A 15,616-nucleotide genomic window follows, 5' to 3' on the forward strand; every position below is an offset into this window, starting at 1 on the left:
CTTCGCGACCGAATCCGTTCGGGCCCACGAGGGTCGCCGGTTCAGTGGCCCACGAGCGTGCAGATGGTGGCTCAGTGAGGTGAGCCGGATTCTTCCACTCGAGTTTCTTGGGTATGCCCTTGGTGCCGACCGCAGCAAGGGTGCGAGGCTAGAGGTTTGCATCTACGCCTGATCAGCTGAGTAATTCGTAAAATCACGCAGCGGGCCAGTACAGTTGACTCTTGTGCAGGACGAATATTATAAAATCCCTATCTACGAACATGACAGCGTGGAAAAGTTCACTCCGACGGAGGAAGTAGCTACCCACCGCATTAAGTGGGAAGGCGGTGTTATCGAATGCGTTGCCGCGATCCGCAGCCACCCGGTCCTAACCGTTGGTTACCATGGAGCTGTGGACAAGCAGCGGTTACCGCTGTTTGAGCGTCTAACCTCTCGGATGCGGAGTCCGGAATCATTTATCTTGTTCGCTGATCCGACGTTACTACTGTCGGAAGAAATGAAGATCGGCTGGTTCGTCGGTGCCGCCGACGACGATCCTACAGATATGTTCTTGGCAATAGTTAGGAAGGTTGCGGACGTCTGCGGGTCAAACGATGTCCAGTTCACTGGATCATCGGCAGGCGGTTTCGCTGCCCTTCAGCACTCCATCCGGTGGCCTGGCTCGACTGCGATTGTCTTCGCTCCGCAAACTGACGTGTCGAAATACTATTCGGGTCACTACAACCGGCTCGTGGAGCATGCCTTCCCAGGGCTGAGCGGCAAGGAGGCGCACGAAAAGTACATCGAGCGACTCTCGGCTGTACACACTTACGCCAACATGGCGCGGCAAAACAAGGTGCGCTATGTGATGAACCAGGGCGACGACCACCATGTGCGGGTTCATTGCGCCGCTTTCGCTGAGTTGTTCGGCTTGTCGACGAGCGGTGGAGTGAGTGAGGACGGAACAATTGAGATCGTCCCAATCGACCTTGGTAATGGTCACATCACTCCGCGGGCAGATGTTTTCGAACCGCAATTGAACGCCGTGACCAAACGCTGACCGGACGCTGTTGCAGGTTCGGGCCATCGTCTCTGCAGGCCGGCGATCGAAGCAATGTGGTAGGTGGCAGAGCCGGGATGATGTCTCCCGTGAATGTCCAGGAGCAGGGTCACCCGCTCCCAGTCGGCGCCCGTCCCCGTACTGAAATGTACGCGAACTATTATTCGTGTCCTCCAGTGCCGAGGAACCGCACCGGGTAGGGACTACTGGCCCTCCGCCAGGAAGAACACATGCAGGTTTTCCATGGCCTCAGCCGCGCCAATGCCGCCCCACCGGTAGTCGTGATCCCGGGTTCTCCCGTTAGGGGTTACTTCACGTGCCACTGGCGGCGCGCCCTTGCACTCTGACCCCCTCGCTCGTGGCGATGCCCAGCCCGCCGCTGGCGGCCCTCTCTCGGGTAGAAAATGGCGGAGGCAATCCCTCAGCGGCGTTAGGCGCCATTAGGAACGTACTGCGGGTATGGTCGCCCGAGCTGCTATCAGCGTTGTACCACTCCCATGAGTGGAAATGGCGACCAGCATACGGACGCTGATCCGCCACCAAATGACTAAGGAGACCAGGGGTAGGCGCGGTTGACCGATGGAATTCGTCCCGGCGAAGCACCTGCTGTTATTGCCAACGGATGAGATGCCGCATGCGCTACTTACTTGGAGTGTCCTGAATAAGCATGAATCTGGGTTGCTGGCCTTTAGGCCTCGGTGTGCTGTGCCCTACTGTGAGGCCTGCGATGAAACGCACATGCGTCTCATCCTGGGGCGGGCCTTATCCAGCAGTTTCTTGCGGCTGACGCCGCCTGGACCATGCCGCACGCGCTGTGTTGATGATGATGCGCTCCAGCCTGAAGTGGGTCAAAAAATCCTCAGCAATTGGCTAGCCGACGTACGAAGACCAACTCTTCAGGCTGGAATCGTCGCTCAAAGCTCGGATTCCATAAGCCTCCAATTGCTCCAAGAAGTATTCTCTTAGATGCACGGGAACATGACGAATCGACTCACCATACCAAGCGTCTACCCAAGAAATGTCGCGAGTGAGATCGTTTATCCTTTCATGACGGAGTCCATAAATATCCCTTGCCCAGAGCAGTGTTCCTAGTACTGGCACCCATGCTCTTGCTAGTACCTTTTCAACCTCTGGATTCGACGGTATTGGGTTGCCGATGAGTGCACACTTTCGGTAGCACTTCATGCAGTTCAGACACGGCCTCCCATTAGAACCTCTCATGCATCCCATGGCGTATTGGAACCCTCTAGCGATCTTGGTTGTACTCACCTCTGTCAGACCAGCACATGGACAAAAGTAGTAGAAGCCCAGCTTTGTGAATGCGGTTTCCAAGTCACTGATCCGAGGTTCAACATATTTCGTCCCATGTCCATGCTGAGACCGGAGGTAAATAAACTCGATTATGTTACCGTCGGCAAAAGTTGTGATATTCAAATGTTCTGCAAGCAACAGGCTGGTAACTGTCCATCCCGCCGCGCCGTAAAAGCCACGCGGTTTGCCATAGGCTTTGGCTAGATAATCCTGGTTTGTGGTTATGGAGATACCACCTACTTCTTTGACTGCTAAGAGCGCATTCTCCAGCTTGTGCAATTTGCTCGGCACCGCCACGCGCGTATATATCGGTATTGGATTTTCAATTAACCTGAGTGCAGCCGCTGAATCCACGCCGCCCGAAAAGGCAACGGCAGTGCGCCCGTGCCGAGCATTGCCGAACCCCACGTCTCTTGGAATCACATCAACTTTCTCACCGTGCGGCGTGAGCATTACGTATTCGACCAGTGACAACAACTCGCGACTTGGCATACCGTAACCGTGAGGCATATCCCAGAAGATATCACCGCCCTGGTGATGGAATACCAACTTAGGCCCGTCAAGAGACCACTTCATTCTTGTACCTTTCCTACAGCGCGTAAAGACTCAAACCTATTATCCACCCGCTACCGGATGCGGACTGGCATAGCATGCAAAGCAACACGCCAAGTCCAGCTCCCTTAACCATTCCACTCTCGAAGCACATTTGAGTGGCCGAATTACGGAAGCCGCGCAGCCGCGCTCCCTGCGACTAGAACTCGCAGTATGGACATATAGCGATCCTTTACGTTAAGGCGAAATAACATAGTTCGGCGGTCAGAAGGACGGTTTCAGTTGCTCATTGATCCAAGCAGCTAATGCATGTGGTTCTTCCCAAAAGTCCCAATGCACAGGTTTGGCCAAAAGCTCCGCCGGCACTCCAGAAGCTAATTCTTCGGCAACATCATTTCTCGACGGCACCCACACAAGGTCTTGGCCAAGGACATTCCGCGAGTTTTCAATGCAATCTTCTACGCTGTACTTTAGTAGTCTACTCTCTGAATCCAAAGGTGGTTCATTGACAAGTAGCAAACCCTTCGCGCCCTGGACAGCCCACGGTTCATCTCCCACGAATTGCAATAATATTGGATCATCCACCACAATGAGACGCGCAGTAACATTGTCGTCCGTCGCCACGAGCGAAGCCTTTCCCGAGTTAACAAGATTCGATATGTCTTTGCGCACTAATCGATTCTGTATCTTAGTGTTAGAAATCGACCTAGCGATGCTAAGGAAAGGTTGCATGTCAATTAATCCAACCCGCAATTTGCAGGAGGAGAGGGCCTCTGTAACTTTGATTAGGCGTGCGCCAACCGTCTCGGAATAGCGCAAATCTGCACAGATAAGCACATCATATTCTGTCTCCTTGTCTTTTGACTGCAAAAAACGATTGGGGGCAGAAAATTTCCGCTCCGAGATCACGTGATCGACAAAGAGGCTCCGGTTTTCCTTGACAGCCTTCTCGTGCCACGCTTTATAGAGCGATGGATAATAAACACGCGCCTGATGTCTCCAACGTGGTTGGAACTCTGCTCTTGACAACGAACCTTTACTAAGACGTACGAACGCAAGGGGGAAGTTCCCAACAACAGGAATGCGTTGTCTGAATGCTATCTCTATGCGCTCCTGGAATTCGCTGTCGCCGCCTTTTCTGACGGTATCGAAGTAGCCTATTCTTCTCATTACTGGCCATAGCCTAAAAAGTAACGATGAGCTATTCAACCTGAGAGGATTCTGATACCCGGGATCATCGAAAACCAACTGCTCGTCCAAACGAATACAGCGACTATGACTAGCCATGATGCGATCATCTTGCAAGAGGGGCTGCATCTGGGTCGTGATGCGCTCTGGTCGCGACCAGTCGTCAGAGTCCTGAAAAGTAACGAATTCGCCCTGCGCAAGAACCATTGCCTTCGTGCGGGCTATATAGGTCCCTCCGTTACGTATCTGACGGATTAGCCGTACGCGAGGATCGAGTTGAAGGGCTTGCTCTAAGATACCGTCATATTCTGCACCAGACGCATCATCAACAACAAGAATCTCGAGATTTTGCCAGGTTTGTGCGACAAGCGAACGTACCGCCGTCAGGAGACCCAAGTCGGGTTTGTAGGTAGTAACAACCGCTGTGACCAGTGGTTCTTCAGAGGGCTTTAAGGATGTCTCGGTGACCGTTGGCACCGTGGTCAGGCGGTCAAACGGCATTCCTCCATCCTGATCTCGAAGTGCAACTCGTCTGAGCCCAGGGGCCGCCACCATGGCATTGAGCGACTCGATCCATCGTTCTTCACTGTCAGATTCCGCAGCGGACACGAAAGGATTTGACATGTTCAAAGACAGCGATGCCCGCCTCCTTGGGTGCCAGTCAAAGCACTGTATCAACCGGGATGCACGGCCAAGGTCCCTGTCTCGAAGCGCCGTATCGACGGAAATCTTCCTTAAGGCCGGCGAGAACGATGCCCCGCCGCCCTCAGCCAAAACTGTGTCAACGATGAGGCTTCCCAACTGAGTATCGATCCGCTCATTCTGAAGCATGAGGAATTCAGCCAAACCCAACAGCCAGTCTCTATCAAACATAGTTATGTCCGTTGAGGCGCCTGACATAAACCACGACCGGATCTCGTTAAAGTCGAAACGCTCATTCGATGCTAGGCGAGCCAAAACGTTTCGCGCAGCAGAAGATCGAATCCGTAGGGCGGCGTGGAGAACGTTTTCTCTTTCATATGCGCTGACTTGACGCGAGTAATAAACTTGGCATTCACGGCTGGACTTACCCATACAGTCAAACTTAGTCATGGGCACTACCAGTCTCCGAAACGTAAGATTCTCGCAAGTCGGATGCGGGAGTCTCGCAGCTGGTGGCGGACCCCGATACGTGCGCACGTGGGTGCAGTGCCGATTCCACTTTTGCAAGAAGTTCTGATTTCAAGTCCTCCAAGTAAATGCGCGTTTCAACGCGACCTATCTTGCTCAGATTGAAAGCTTCGGTGGAATCGCCACGGATAGTCTCCACAGCTTCGATCAAATGCGCCTGGTCCGCTAGTAGCTTGACGACTTCGCCGCGGAGAGCTTTGATGTGATCGATCGTCTTATCGCGTCCGCGGTCAATCTTTCCTTTGAGGATAACAATTTGTTGCTGATCCTCTTTCATCATCCGCAACAATTCCGACTGATGGGCATGCGTCTGCCGGATCTCGATTTCCAAGCGTGCAACATCTGCAGCCAGCTTGACGGATGCTTTTCGAGTTTGGATAACTTTTGTTCTGATATCTGCAACGATCCAAGCGGCGGTCGCCGCCATAATCCCAACCATAGACACACTTGCAAAGACAGCGTTTCCATATACGGCAATGACGGTACATGCAGCAACCGCCGCAGTCGCGAGGATTATGGCCATTCTGCGGGGAGGCATCGGGAAATTACTCTCTCTTGAACTTAGATTTGCTACTGTTACAGACGGTTCGCCGATGAAGTGGTAGTCGCTCCTCTAGTATCGAAGAAGATGCGTGAGTTTTTACTCATCGCGTCCGGGTCATAAGCAGAGTGATTCTGGAGTAAAAGCACGATGTCCGCATCGGAAATCGCGTCGTCCAGTTCGATGGCAAAAGGAATCTCTAAGCCATTGACGTACCATTCCGGGACGCTCGGATCATGATACGAAATCTCTGCGCCCTTAGCCAGCAATATCTCTGCTATCGGGAGGGCCGGAGATTCGCGCTGGTCCGCAATATTTGCCTTATAGGTCACGCCAAGCAGCAGGACTTTTGCCCCGTTCAGTGCCTTGCCAATTTGGTTCAGCATGTCCTGCACACGATCTACAATGTATCGGGGCATGGAATTATTGATCTCTTCCGCGAGTTCAACAAAGCGGAAGGGATATCCCAGTGAACGTTGAACCTGGAAGCTAAGATAATTGGGATCGATGGGAATGCAATGTCCTCCAACACCAGGTCCCGGATAGAACGCCTCATAGCCGAATGGTTTAGTCTTCGCGGCGTCGATGACATCCCATAGATCGATGTCTAACTCATGGCAGAATTTGGCCATTTCGTTGACCAACGCAATGTTGATATGTCGATAAGTGTTCTCGAGAAGTTTGGCGGTTTCCGCCTCTTTCGCACCTTTCACGGGCACCACGACGTCGATAAACCGTTCATAAAACGATTGGGCGCGTTCAGTTGATCGGGGACTGACGCCCCCGACTACCTTCGGTGTATTTGTCAAGCCCCAGATAGGGTTCCCCGGATCAATTCGTTCGGGTGAGAAGGCAAGAAAAAAATCTTCATCGAGGATGAGGCCGCTCTTCTCAAGGATCGGCAGGACAAGATCGTTCGTTGTACCTGGATATGTTGTTGATTCCAATATAACGAGGGTGCCCTCGCGTATGTGCGACGACACCGAACGCATTGCGCCTTCAACGGCGCGAAGATCAGGGCTGCCTCCTTCCCCCAATGGTGTGGGGACACAAACGACTACGACGTCGGCATCCGCGATCACGGCGGCGTCCGTAGTTGCTTCATATCCTTCCTCGATCATCTTCATGACATCTTGGTCGCTTAAATCGTCTATGTGCGACCGTCCGGCGTTTAGATTGCGCACGGTAACTTCGTTCAGATCGAGTCCGGTTACCTTGACACCCGATGCCGAGGCTCCCTGAGCCAAGGGGAGGCCAACGTACCCCTGTCCTATTACGACTAGTTTCATTCTTTTTCTCCGGTTCATGGACTGATCTTCCAGCACCGTACCGTAGCTGAGAATCGCACTCACACCTATTCACGGAGCCGCATGCCTACCGTCATTATCTGGCACAACCGTTATAATCGCACTGTATGTGACATCTGATGAGCTGAAAACCAAAAGGGCCTGTTAGTTTGTTTCCTAATATCAGGGCTCACGATAAATAATCCGTGTGGCTACTATATTATAAAGGTTTCACCAGACGAGAGTCCAGCGGACAGCGTGAGGACACCTGGATGGAGTTAGGCGTGGTTGCGGCCCGTTCCCGACTCCCTGATACCCAGGTTCACGATCAAGCTCGGAGGCGACCATCACCTCAAAGAATTAACCGGCTGGGGACAGGTTTCGGGAGGTATACGCACCCCGAGTTCACCGGCTTGAAGACGATGGCGACCGGGGTGTCCAGAGGAGCAGCCGCTGAAGCGGGCATCTCCCGTGGCCAAGCGCTGAATCGGCTTCCTCTCCGAAACTAGTCGCAGCTACTCAAGGCCCTAGGTGTGCTGGGCAGAATTTGGTTACTGGGCGAAAGGTTTTAGACCTCTTTGGTTGGGCGTCCCCGCTACTGCCGACTGAAGAGGGCTTCATTGTCCACAGACCCAAATGACTGGTTGCCGGGTCATTCCTGCTCTCCCCTTGCCGAAGCGGCGGTCTGCGGGCCTGACGCAAGCCTACTGAAAACGCTGGACAGGCTGGCGTGGCGACCGGGCGGATAGTAGCGGATATCCTCGGCGTCGATCTGCGGCGGCAGGACGAACCCGTCCCACTGCTCTCGGGAATTCTGCAGGAAGGTCTCCGTCTCCGGCGCCCAGGTGTGTCCACCGTGCCCCGGGGCGTCATTGTACCGATGCATCACGTAGTTCTGGCCGTGATTGCGGTAAATACTGCCGCCCGCGGCCTCCACTGCCTGCAACAGGCAGCGGTCCACGGCGCGGTGCACCGGCCGCCAGCCGCCGACGTCCGCCAGGTCCGACTTAGAAATCAGCATGGTGCCGCCAGCCACATGGTCCGAGTAGCGCTCTCCCTCGGAGGGACGCCTGGTCAGGATGTCCAGATCCTCCAGATAAACAAATTCAACTTGGCTTCCGGTGAGCATCGCACCGGAGTAGCGGCGGGCGTAGATCAAGTCGCGCAGATGATGCCGCCCATACCAGTCGTCGTCGTCCATCTTGGCAATGAGCCCGCCTCCGGCGGCTCGAACGCCGAGGTTCAACACCTCTCCCAAAACCTTTTCAGGTCCGGCTTTTCGAACCACTAGGTCACGCGAGCAATCTGCACGCAGCTGCTCCAGCTCGGCATCGGGCACTTCGATGCCGTGCAGCACCAGCACGATTTCCACGGCCGGCCAGTCCTGCCGCTCGATTTGCCGGACGGCTTCCCGGATCCTGTCGGCACGGCGGGTGGCCAGCACCACGCTGACCGCCTCCGGTTCCAGGGGCGTCATTCCGGCGCCGGCGGCCCAGTGGTTCCAGCGGGCGGCCGGTTCGAAGAGACCCAGGGCCAGCCGGCGCATGTCAATGGACTTGGATTCGCGCAGCAACGCCGTGTCCTGTGCGTCGAAGGCCGAAATGGCGGCAGCAAGGTCCGGTCCGAGCATGCGCACAGCAGCCGTGTCGCCCGCTCTCAAGAGCGGGACGCCGGCCGTGGCCAGGCCGGAAAGCACAACGGCGGTGGCACGGTGGTCGGCTGCGCCAACCAACGTGGAAACGTCCACATAACTGCGGGAGCGCAGCGCGGCAATGCAGTACTCGCCGAGCGGCTCCCCTGGAGCCAGCGAAGCAACCGGCTGGTCAGCATCCGCAGCTTCGGCATCCCTGAAGACCAGGCCGCCCCCGGGGGCGAAGTTGGCGCGGACGGTGCCGTGGTCCGGGTAGGGGTTGAAGCCGCGCGGCGACACACAGCGCACATCCACGGGCGGCAGGGCCATTGACCAGCCGCTGTTATCCGCCAGCCCATCAGTGGGCCGGACAAAACCGGCAGGCCTCCGGACCGAGGCGATTTCGGGTTCGGTGTCCGCCACTACCAAGTCCACCGGGAAGATATCCTCGTCGGCCGGTTCTAGCAGGTCCGGGCAAAGCGACCGGGCCAATGGATCGCCTGCGGCCCAGGCCGCGTGAGCGGGATCCGTGATCCCCACCCGCAAACCACCAAGCACCGATCCGGGCCGGCCGATTTCCAGATGCATCAGCCCCGCGGCGATCGCGCGGTGGACATCTACCCACTTGCCCGCCGCAACGGTGACGGCTGCATATCCTTCCGGCGCTGCCGACGCCGAGATCATCAGCCCTGCGCGCATTTGCGCGACCGTGGGCCGTGCCGGCGGCGGGTGCTTTTCGCCGTCGTTCTGCAGCACCAAGTGGACCCGGTGTGCCTTGCCGGACAGCGTCAGCAGGGGCAGCCACTGCCGTGCCTGTGCCACCGACCGGACGGCAAGCACAAAGTTGTCATGCCACCGTTGCTGCGCTTTGGAGGCAGACGCGATGCTTTGAGGCTCGTTCAGATCCTCAAACGTCCATTCGAAGGCCTTCGGTCCGAAATTGAGTGCATTGGCCAACCGCAGAAGCGAAATGTTGCTACTGCCGGCCAAGGTATTGGCAAGGACCACCGCTATTTCAACCCCGCGTTGCGGCGTCGTAAGCGGGCAGCGGCTCGAGAGGCGATGTACCGCGGACCCCTCCGAAGGGCGGCGCCGAAGGGCAGTAAGGCCGTGGGAGGAGAGGCTTTGCTCACGGCGTCCTGCCACTGATGGCGCTTGGCGCGGGCCAGTTCCAATTCGAGCCGGCGCACTTGGTGCTCATAATCCCGCCTCGTCGCAGGATCCTTGAGGTCCTTGACGACGACGTGCAGATCAAACTTACCGGCCCTGCCTTTGCGGAGGAATTGCTTGGGCGCGGGGCGGCCAAGAGCGTGGGCGCCGAGACTGGCCCCCGATACCCACCTCTCGCTGCCCTGATTCCGGATGGCTTGCTCTGCGCCGTTCATTGCAGCGGGAGGGCCTAACCTGTCGGTCTTCCAAAGTTCCATTGTGCCTGGGGCGCCGTCTACGAGTACCCGCAGCAGGTCGGCGCCCGTTTCCGCTGCCGCTTCAATGGCGGCCTCAATGGAATATGTGCCGAGCATTACGCCCGCTGGGCAAACCAGCAAATACTGCTCCCCCGCGACTGCGTCTTCCACACTGCGGATGAACTGGACGCCGACTTCGGATGCCAACCACCGCTCCAGTTTTGCCGAGTCCGCAGATTCCGGCATCAGCACCTGGAGGAAGGAGCGCTGCACGCTGCCCGAGAAAATAGAAGAGATAGTCAACGCTGTAGTGCGTGCATCCGCGGCTCGGGCGTCCACCATGATGGTCAAAGTACCAATTGGGGTTTGACGGGGCTGCTGGACGCCTGCGGTTGGTACGTCAGCCTCGGCCTGCCATTGCAAGACCTGCTCGTGGATGCTGGAGCCTATGCCGGTGCGTGTCATCGACACGTCCTACTTGGCGAAGGCAGCCGCGGACATGGTGGCCAGTTCTGCCTCCAAAGCATCGGGCTGCCGCCAGGCACCGCGGGTGTCAATGACACGCTTACCAATCAACAGCTCCTGATCCAGGTACTTAAATTCATCATGATCAACCAGCAGGACCACTAGGTCGGCCACATCCAGCGCTACATCAAGCTCCTCCAAACGCAGGTTGCGCAGGCCGGTGAGGCTCTGTGGAAGTGTCGTTACATGCGGATCCACAGCGATCACATCGGCGGCAGGAGCTGCCGCGGAAAGCATACGCACTACGTCCACGGCCGGAGATTCCCGAGTGTCGTCGACGTTGGCCTTGAAGGCAAGGCCCAGGACAACGATCGTCGGCTCCTCCAACTCTGCGACAGCTGCCAGTGCCTTTTCCGCCACATGGCGGGGCATGGAATCGTTCAGGTCGCGCGCCGCACGCGTCAGGCCCGAGTGCTCCGGGAAAGCACCGACGAGGAACCACGGATCAACAGCAATGCAATGGCCCCCGACTCCGGGACCCGGATTCAGGATATCGACGCGCGGATGACGATTGGCCAGTTCTATCAAGCGCCAGACGTCCACGCCCATGCTGCCGCACATCAAGGCCAGTTCGTTGGCGAAGGCTATATTCAAATCGCGGAACGAGTTCTCCGCGAGCTTAGTCATCTCGGCCGTCTTGGCATCGGTGAGGTGGATTTCGCCCTGGCAAATCACGCTGTACAGTTCCCTTGCCATGGAGGATGCCTCCGGTGTCAGGCCGCCGACTACGCGATCATTGGTAACAATTTCAACCATGATTCGGCCGGGCAGCACACGTTCGGGTGAGTGTGCCAAGTAAATCTGCCGTTTGCCGGGCTCCGGAGCGAGGCTCAGGTCCGGCCGGGCGCTGACCAGAAACTCACCAATGCGCTCGGTGGTACCAGGCGGCGAGGTGGACTCCAGAATGACCAGTTCTCCTCCACGTAACACCGGCGCGAGCTTTTCCGCTGCGCTGCGCAAGTATGAGAGGTCCACATCTTTGTCGACCCGTACCGGCGTAGGAACACAGACGATGAAAGCGTCAGCCGGAGGCACTTCGGTGAAAGCTTTAAGGTTGCCGAGGCTCACCGCGCCGGATACCACCACACCCAGGTCCGGTTCAACGAACGGAACCTCCCCCCGGTTCACGGCATCAACAGTGGCATGGTTCACATCGACACCGGCCACGTGCTTTCCCTGGCTGGCGAAAGTCGCCGCCGTCGGCAGTCCGATGTACCCCAAACCGATAACGGCGAGGTCATACCTGACCTTCTCCATAATCGACTCCCTATATAAAGATCTGTTCCACGGGATTTCCGAAAAACTTTATGGCAGACGTAGCAAGCAACTCGTGGGCCGTTGCTTGCCAAGTATGCTGTGTGTGGTCTGCGCCGCGCACTTGACAATAGTTGAAACGGTCTGAGGCGTAAATCTTCCCACCCGATTCTAGAACACTTCTCAGGAACGAAGTATCCTCGCCCCGACTGACGGCAGGAAAGGGGTTCTCACGGAATATCGCAAGCCGCCCGAAAAGCGTCGGCCCGGCGACGAAGTGGGAGTATCGGTGTTCGAATTGGGAATTTCGTAACACTGTGACATCCAGTCCCTGTAGGTGCATGTAGTGCGCCCGTTTTCCGAGGACAGCGGCACTTGCGTAGGCAAGCGCCTGCACTTGGTCGAACAAGTACCAGGGTCCGTAGAGATCATCATCGTCCCACTTGGCCGCGAACTCCCCGGACGCCTGCTCGACGAGAGCATTCAAACACTCCCCCAACGTCACCTCTGCCGGAAATTCCAGTGCGAGGGCATCTGTGATCCCCGCCGCAAGGCATTTCCGCTTGAACTCATCCTTGTCCAGACAAAAACCGTGGGCACCATAGAGCAATTGAACGGTGACACCGCGCTGGCCGGCGACTCCGTCGATCACATGGTCCAGTTGCCCCGGTCGAATGCTCGAAGCCAAGATGGAAACTACAGGTTTGTCCGTACCAGCCGCCAATTCCGGACGAACTGCTTGGAGAATCTGCTCCGCACGGTTGCGGTAGGTGTGTCCGGACCAGATGCGTCGCTGCGCTCGGTGGACCAGGCGTTCTGCATACTCCCGATTTTTTAGCAGCGCTCGAATGGTGTGGGCTGCCTCCACACGGTTTTGGACTACCGGCAGCTCTCCCTCAGGAAAGAAGTAGTCCACGGCCGGACTTGGCGTAGTCACTACCGTCGAGCCTGCGGCCGTCATCTCGAAGATCCTCCGCGAGCACATTGTGGCTGAATCAACCACAGAATTCACGTTGAGGAAGATCTTGTACGCCTTGTAGGCGGTGAGCATCTGCCGGTAGGAAAGGGATCCAACGACGAACTTGTCCAACGGCTCCGGGAACTGGTACTCGGACTTCTTGCCAAGCTGGCGGGAGAAGATCTCGAACTTAAATTCCCGTCCGCTGCAGGCTTCGGCTGCACCGGGGAGGATGATGTCCATCTGCTTGCGCCGTTCGGGGTACTTATGCGCAAAGTACATGCCGGCGAAGGCCACGTCCCTGTCTTGCCAACCGCGCTTCGGCCGCACCGGGTTGTGGATCTTCGGCTGAGCGGCGAACGGCAAACAGGCCACGTTGGCGTGCCCCAGATCCTTGCGGTATAGCGCCAACATGTTCTCGTCGGTAGTGAAAACGTAATCGCAGAGCTTGGCCAGCGGCAAGAAGTCCTCGTAATGCGGTGGGTCTTCCTTGTTCCAGAGCACGACCGGGAGATGCAAAGCCTTTGCATGGGCAATCAGCTCCCGAATCTGCGGGGACGGTCCTGTGCTACCCAACAGCTTGTAGCGCCACGCACCGTCGTTTCCCGCCCAGGCCGACTCGATCAGCACCAGGTCCAGTCCAAGTTCAGCTACTTCGGCCTGGCTCAGTCCGGGACGCAAAGGCGTGCAGCGCCATTCCCACTCGAATCCCGCCAGCGAAAATTCGTCCAAGATGACACCGGCGTGCACTCGGGCATTCACTGGAACGGCCGCCGTGGGCTGCGTGGGTTCAATCCGGGGACGATTCCGGTGCCTCGGGCTAAGCGCGATCTTTGAGAAGACGGGCAGAAGCCGAGGACCGGCCCCCGCGGGGTCTTGGCGCAGCAGATGCTCCCGTAAAGCCGCCATTCCGCCGTGGCGCACATGCCATAGCGCGCGCCTAAAGGATGCGGCGTCCAATAAAGCAGTCATTTTCTGCCGGCCTTGGCGCTCCGCCAGCCGCTCTCGAGCAGTTCGACCTGCAGATGAGGACGGCTGGACATGATTTCATTGCGAATACGCATACCGTGGTCCTTGTTGCCCTCAGTCATGCGCCAGACAAAGTCTCGATATTGCTTAGTGACTTCGTCCGGGGTCCCATCCATGATGAAGTCACCTTTGTCGAGCCAGATGCAGCGGTTGCAGTTCTCCTTGATCGTGCCTGCGCTGTGGCTGACCAGGAATACAGTGCCCGCCTGATCGCGGATGATATCCATGCGTTGCTTGGACCGCTGCCTGAATTGGGCGTCACCGGTATTCAGGGCTTCGTCGATTAGCAGAATTTCCGGATCCACTGCACAGGCGATGGCAAAGCGGAGCCGAGCGCCCATGCCCGAGGAATAGGTGTTCATCGGATGATTGATCTCGTCCTCGAGCCCCGACATCTCAACGATGCTCGCAAACTTGCTGTCCACTTCATCGTCAGTCATGCCCATGGCCAAGCATCCGAGACGGATGTTCTGGGCACCGGAGAGGGAGGAGATCAGCGCTGCGTTCACGCCCAAGAGGACGGGCTGGCTTTGGGCATATACGGCGCCACCCGTGGGTAACGTCAAGCCGGCCAAGACTCGCATCAAGGTACTCTTACCGGAGCCGTTGCGGCCGATGATTCCGATGGAATCGCCTTTGTACCCCACGAAACTGACCTGGTGCAACGCGCGCTTGACAGCCTTGCCCGAAGGGTTGATCCGACGTCGGATGACACCTGAAAGTCCCGTGGCCGAGCCGCCGTCCCGCGATGCATCCTGTTTAGTGCGGTATTGAACATCCACTTGGTCGACAACGACCGACGGCTCGGCGTCCCACCGGACCCCGCTAGCTGACACGGCCATAAGATTCCTCCTGACGCCAGAAAACGAAGAAGCCAACGGCCAACAGCCCCAAGGCCCACGCAGTCAAGGCCGCCCAGCTCTGCCAGCTCGGCGTGGTGGCATAAAGGACGGAGTCCCGGATGATGTCGATGACTATATACAAGGGGTTCGCCTCAAGAACCTTAACCAAAGTTGGGTAGTCCTTAAAGCGGTCCAGACTGTAGAAGACGGCTGAACTGTACATCCACAAACGAGTCAGGAAGGACAGTAGGTTTCCAATGTCGTGGACTTTGTACAGGAACGGGGCCAGCAGCATGCCGATGCCGAGGTTGAAAAGGTGCTGGAGGAGAATGGCCGGGATGATCAGCAGCCAGCGCCATGTTATCTCCTCAATTGGCGCAGCTATGAGAACGATCAGCAGCATAACGATGGTGGACGGAATCGAGGAGAGCAACTCGCGCAGGTTCACCGCGATCGGCAAAGCAGCACGGGGAAATGTGAACGCCTTGATGACGGATTCATTGGCTACCAGGCTGCGGGCGCCCTGTAACAGAGCACCGGCGGAGACCTGGAAGGTGAAAATACCGATCACAAGATACCCCACGAAATTATCGATGCCCCGGCCCGTCCCCAGCAGCATGCCGAAGATAAAGTAGTACGTCAGGCCGTTGAACAGCGGGGTGAGGATCAGCCACAGGCTGCCCAGCTTGTCCTTGTCATTAGCGGACTGCACGCGGGCTTGGGCATCGAAGATGATGAACTGCCGCCGGTCCCAGAGCTGGACCAGATAATCCGTAAAGTCCGGGCGTGCACCGATCCTGTGCAGTTTTTTCAGGCTGACCGGGACCGTCACCGTCTGCTGAACCGGAGCGGGATTCGCTGCCTGTGGCCGGGTTTCAGTCACGA

Annotated in this window: 11 protein-coding genes; 1 reads left to right on the plus strand and 10 read right to left on the minus strand. The window is 57.1% G+C overall.

Annotated elements, in window-relative coordinates; genetic code table 11:
- The first annotated feature begins 223 nt into the window (after nucleotides 1-223).
- Entirely contained in the window at nucleotides 224-1,039 is an 816-nt protein-coding gene (locus AC5RVS_RS13445; RefSeq protein WP_494108518.1) for a hypothetical protein, read from the plus strand.
- An 870-nt stretch (nucleotides 1,040-1,909) separates the two neighbouring features.
- Here the strand turns inward: AC5RVS_RS13445 and AC5RVS_RS13450 are convergent.
- The 10 genes from AC5RVS_RS13450 to AC5RVS_RS13495 form a co-directional block, all read right to left on the minus strand.
- Nucleotides 1,910-2,926 carry a DUF6395 domain-containing protein gene (locus AC5RVS_RS13450; protein ID WP_494108519.1) on the minus strand — a complete coding sequence of 339 codons (1,017 nt, stop codon included), beginning with the start codon at nucleotides 2,924-2,926 and terminating at the stop codon, nucleotides 1,910-1,912.
- A 240-nt stretch (nucleotides 2,927-3,166) separates the two neighbouring features.
- The gene (locus AC5RVS_RS13455; RefSeq protein ID WP_494108520.1) at nucleotides 3,167-5,182 is read right to left on the minus strand and encodes a glycosyltransferase family 2 protein; all 2,016 of its coding nucleotides are present in this window, start codon (nucleotides 5,180-5,182) and stop codon (nucleotides 3,167-3,169) included.
- The gene (locus AC5RVS_RS13460) at nucleotides 5,175-5,687 is read right to left on the minus strand and encodes a hypothetical protein (RefSeq protein ID WP_494108521.1); all 513 of its coding nucleotides are present in this window, start codon (nucleotides 5,685-5,687) and stop codon (nucleotides 5,175-5,177) included. Before AC5RVS_RS13460 ends, AC5RVS_RS13455 begins: the two co-directional genes overlap by 8 nt.
- Before the next feature lie 149 nt (nucleotides 5,688-5,836).
- Nucleotides 5,837-7,090, minus strand: coding sequence for a nucleotide sugar dehydrogenase (locus AC5RVS_RS13465; RefSeq protein WP_494108687.1), 1,254 nt, complete (start codon nucleotides 7,088-7,090; stop codon nucleotides 5,837-5,839).
- Between the two features lie 649 nt (nucleotides 7,091-7,739).
- Entirely contained in the window at nucleotides 7,740-9,674 is a 1,935-nt protein-coding gene (locus AC5RVS_RS13470; protein WP_494108522.1) for a glycosyltransferase family 2 protein, read from the minus strand.
- A 53-nt stretch (nucleotides 9,675-9,727) separates the two neighbouring features.
- Nucleotides 9,728-10,588: a hypothetical protein gene (locus tag AC5RVS_RS13475; RefSeq protein WP_494108523.1), complete on the minus strand. Its 861-nt coding sequence runs from the start codon at nucleotides 10,586-10,588 to the stop codon at nucleotides 9,728-9,730.
- A gap of 9 nt (nucleotides 10,589-10,597) precedes the next feature.
- Complete coding sequence (wecC, locus tag AC5RVS_RS13480; protein ID WP_494108524.1) at nucleotides 10,598-11,905, minus strand: UDP-N-acetyl-D-mannosamine dehydrogenase; 1,308 nt, start codon at nucleotides 11,903-11,905, stop codon at nucleotides 10,598-10,600.
- Nucleotides 11,906-11,915: 10 nt separating this feature from the next.
- On the minus strand, nucleotides 11,916-13,592 hold the full coding sequence (locus AC5RVS_RS13485) for a glycosyltransferase family protein (RefSeq protein ID WP_494108525.1): 1,677 nt from the start codon (nucleotides 13,590-13,592) through the stop codon (nucleotides 11,916-11,918).
- Nucleotides 13,593-13,828: 236 nt separating this feature from the next.
- On the minus strand, nucleotides 13,829-14,731 hold the full coding sequence (locus tag AC5RVS_RS13490) for an ABC transporter ATP-binding protein (protein WP_494108526.1): 903 nt from the start codon (nucleotides 14,729-14,731) through the stop codon (nucleotides 13,829-13,831).
- Nucleotides 14,715-15,614 (minus strand): ABC transporter permease, encoded by a 900-nt coding sequence (locus tag AC5RVS_RS13495; RefSeq protein WP_494108527.1) that lies wholly within the window; start codon nucleotides 15,612-15,614, stop codon nucleotides 14,715-14,717. The genes AC5RVS_RS13490 and AC5RVS_RS13495 overlap by 17 nt, the downstream gene beginning before the upstream one ends.
- Nucleotides 15,615-15,616 lie beyond the last annotated feature (2 nt).

It is taken from the genome of Arthrobacter sp. Y3221048 (genome assembly GCF_059092685.1).

Coding starts and splice junctions, on each gene's coding strand:
- AC5RVS_RS13450 (WP_494108519.1), bottom strand. CDS start 2,926: ATGAAGTGGTCTCTTGACGGGCCTAAGTTGGTATTCCATCACCAGGGC.
- AC5RVS_RS13455 (WP_494108520.1), bottom strand. CDS start 5,182: ATGACTAAGTTTGACTGTATGGGTAAGTCCAGCCGTGAATGCCAAGTT.
- AC5RVS_RS13460 (WP_494108521.1), bottom strand. CDS start 5,687: ATGGCGGCGACCGCCGCTTGGATCGTTGCAGATATCAGAACAAAAGTT.
- AC5RVS_RS13465 (WP_494108687.1), bottom strand. CDS start 7,090: ATGAAACTAGTCGTAATAGGACAGGGGTACGTTGGCCTCCCCTTGGCT.
- AC5RVS_RS13475 (WP_494108523.1), bottom strand. CDS start 10,588: ATGACACGCACCGGCATAGGCTCCAGCATCCACGAGCAGGTCTTGCAA.
- wecC (WP_494108524.1), bottom strand. CDS start 11,905: ATGGAGAAGGTCAGGTATGACCTCGCCGTTATCGGTTTGGGGTACATC.
- AC5RVS_RS13490 (WP_494108526.1), bottom strand. CDS start 14,731: ATGGCCGTGTCAGCTAGCGGGGTCCGGTGGGACGCCGAGCCGTCGGTC.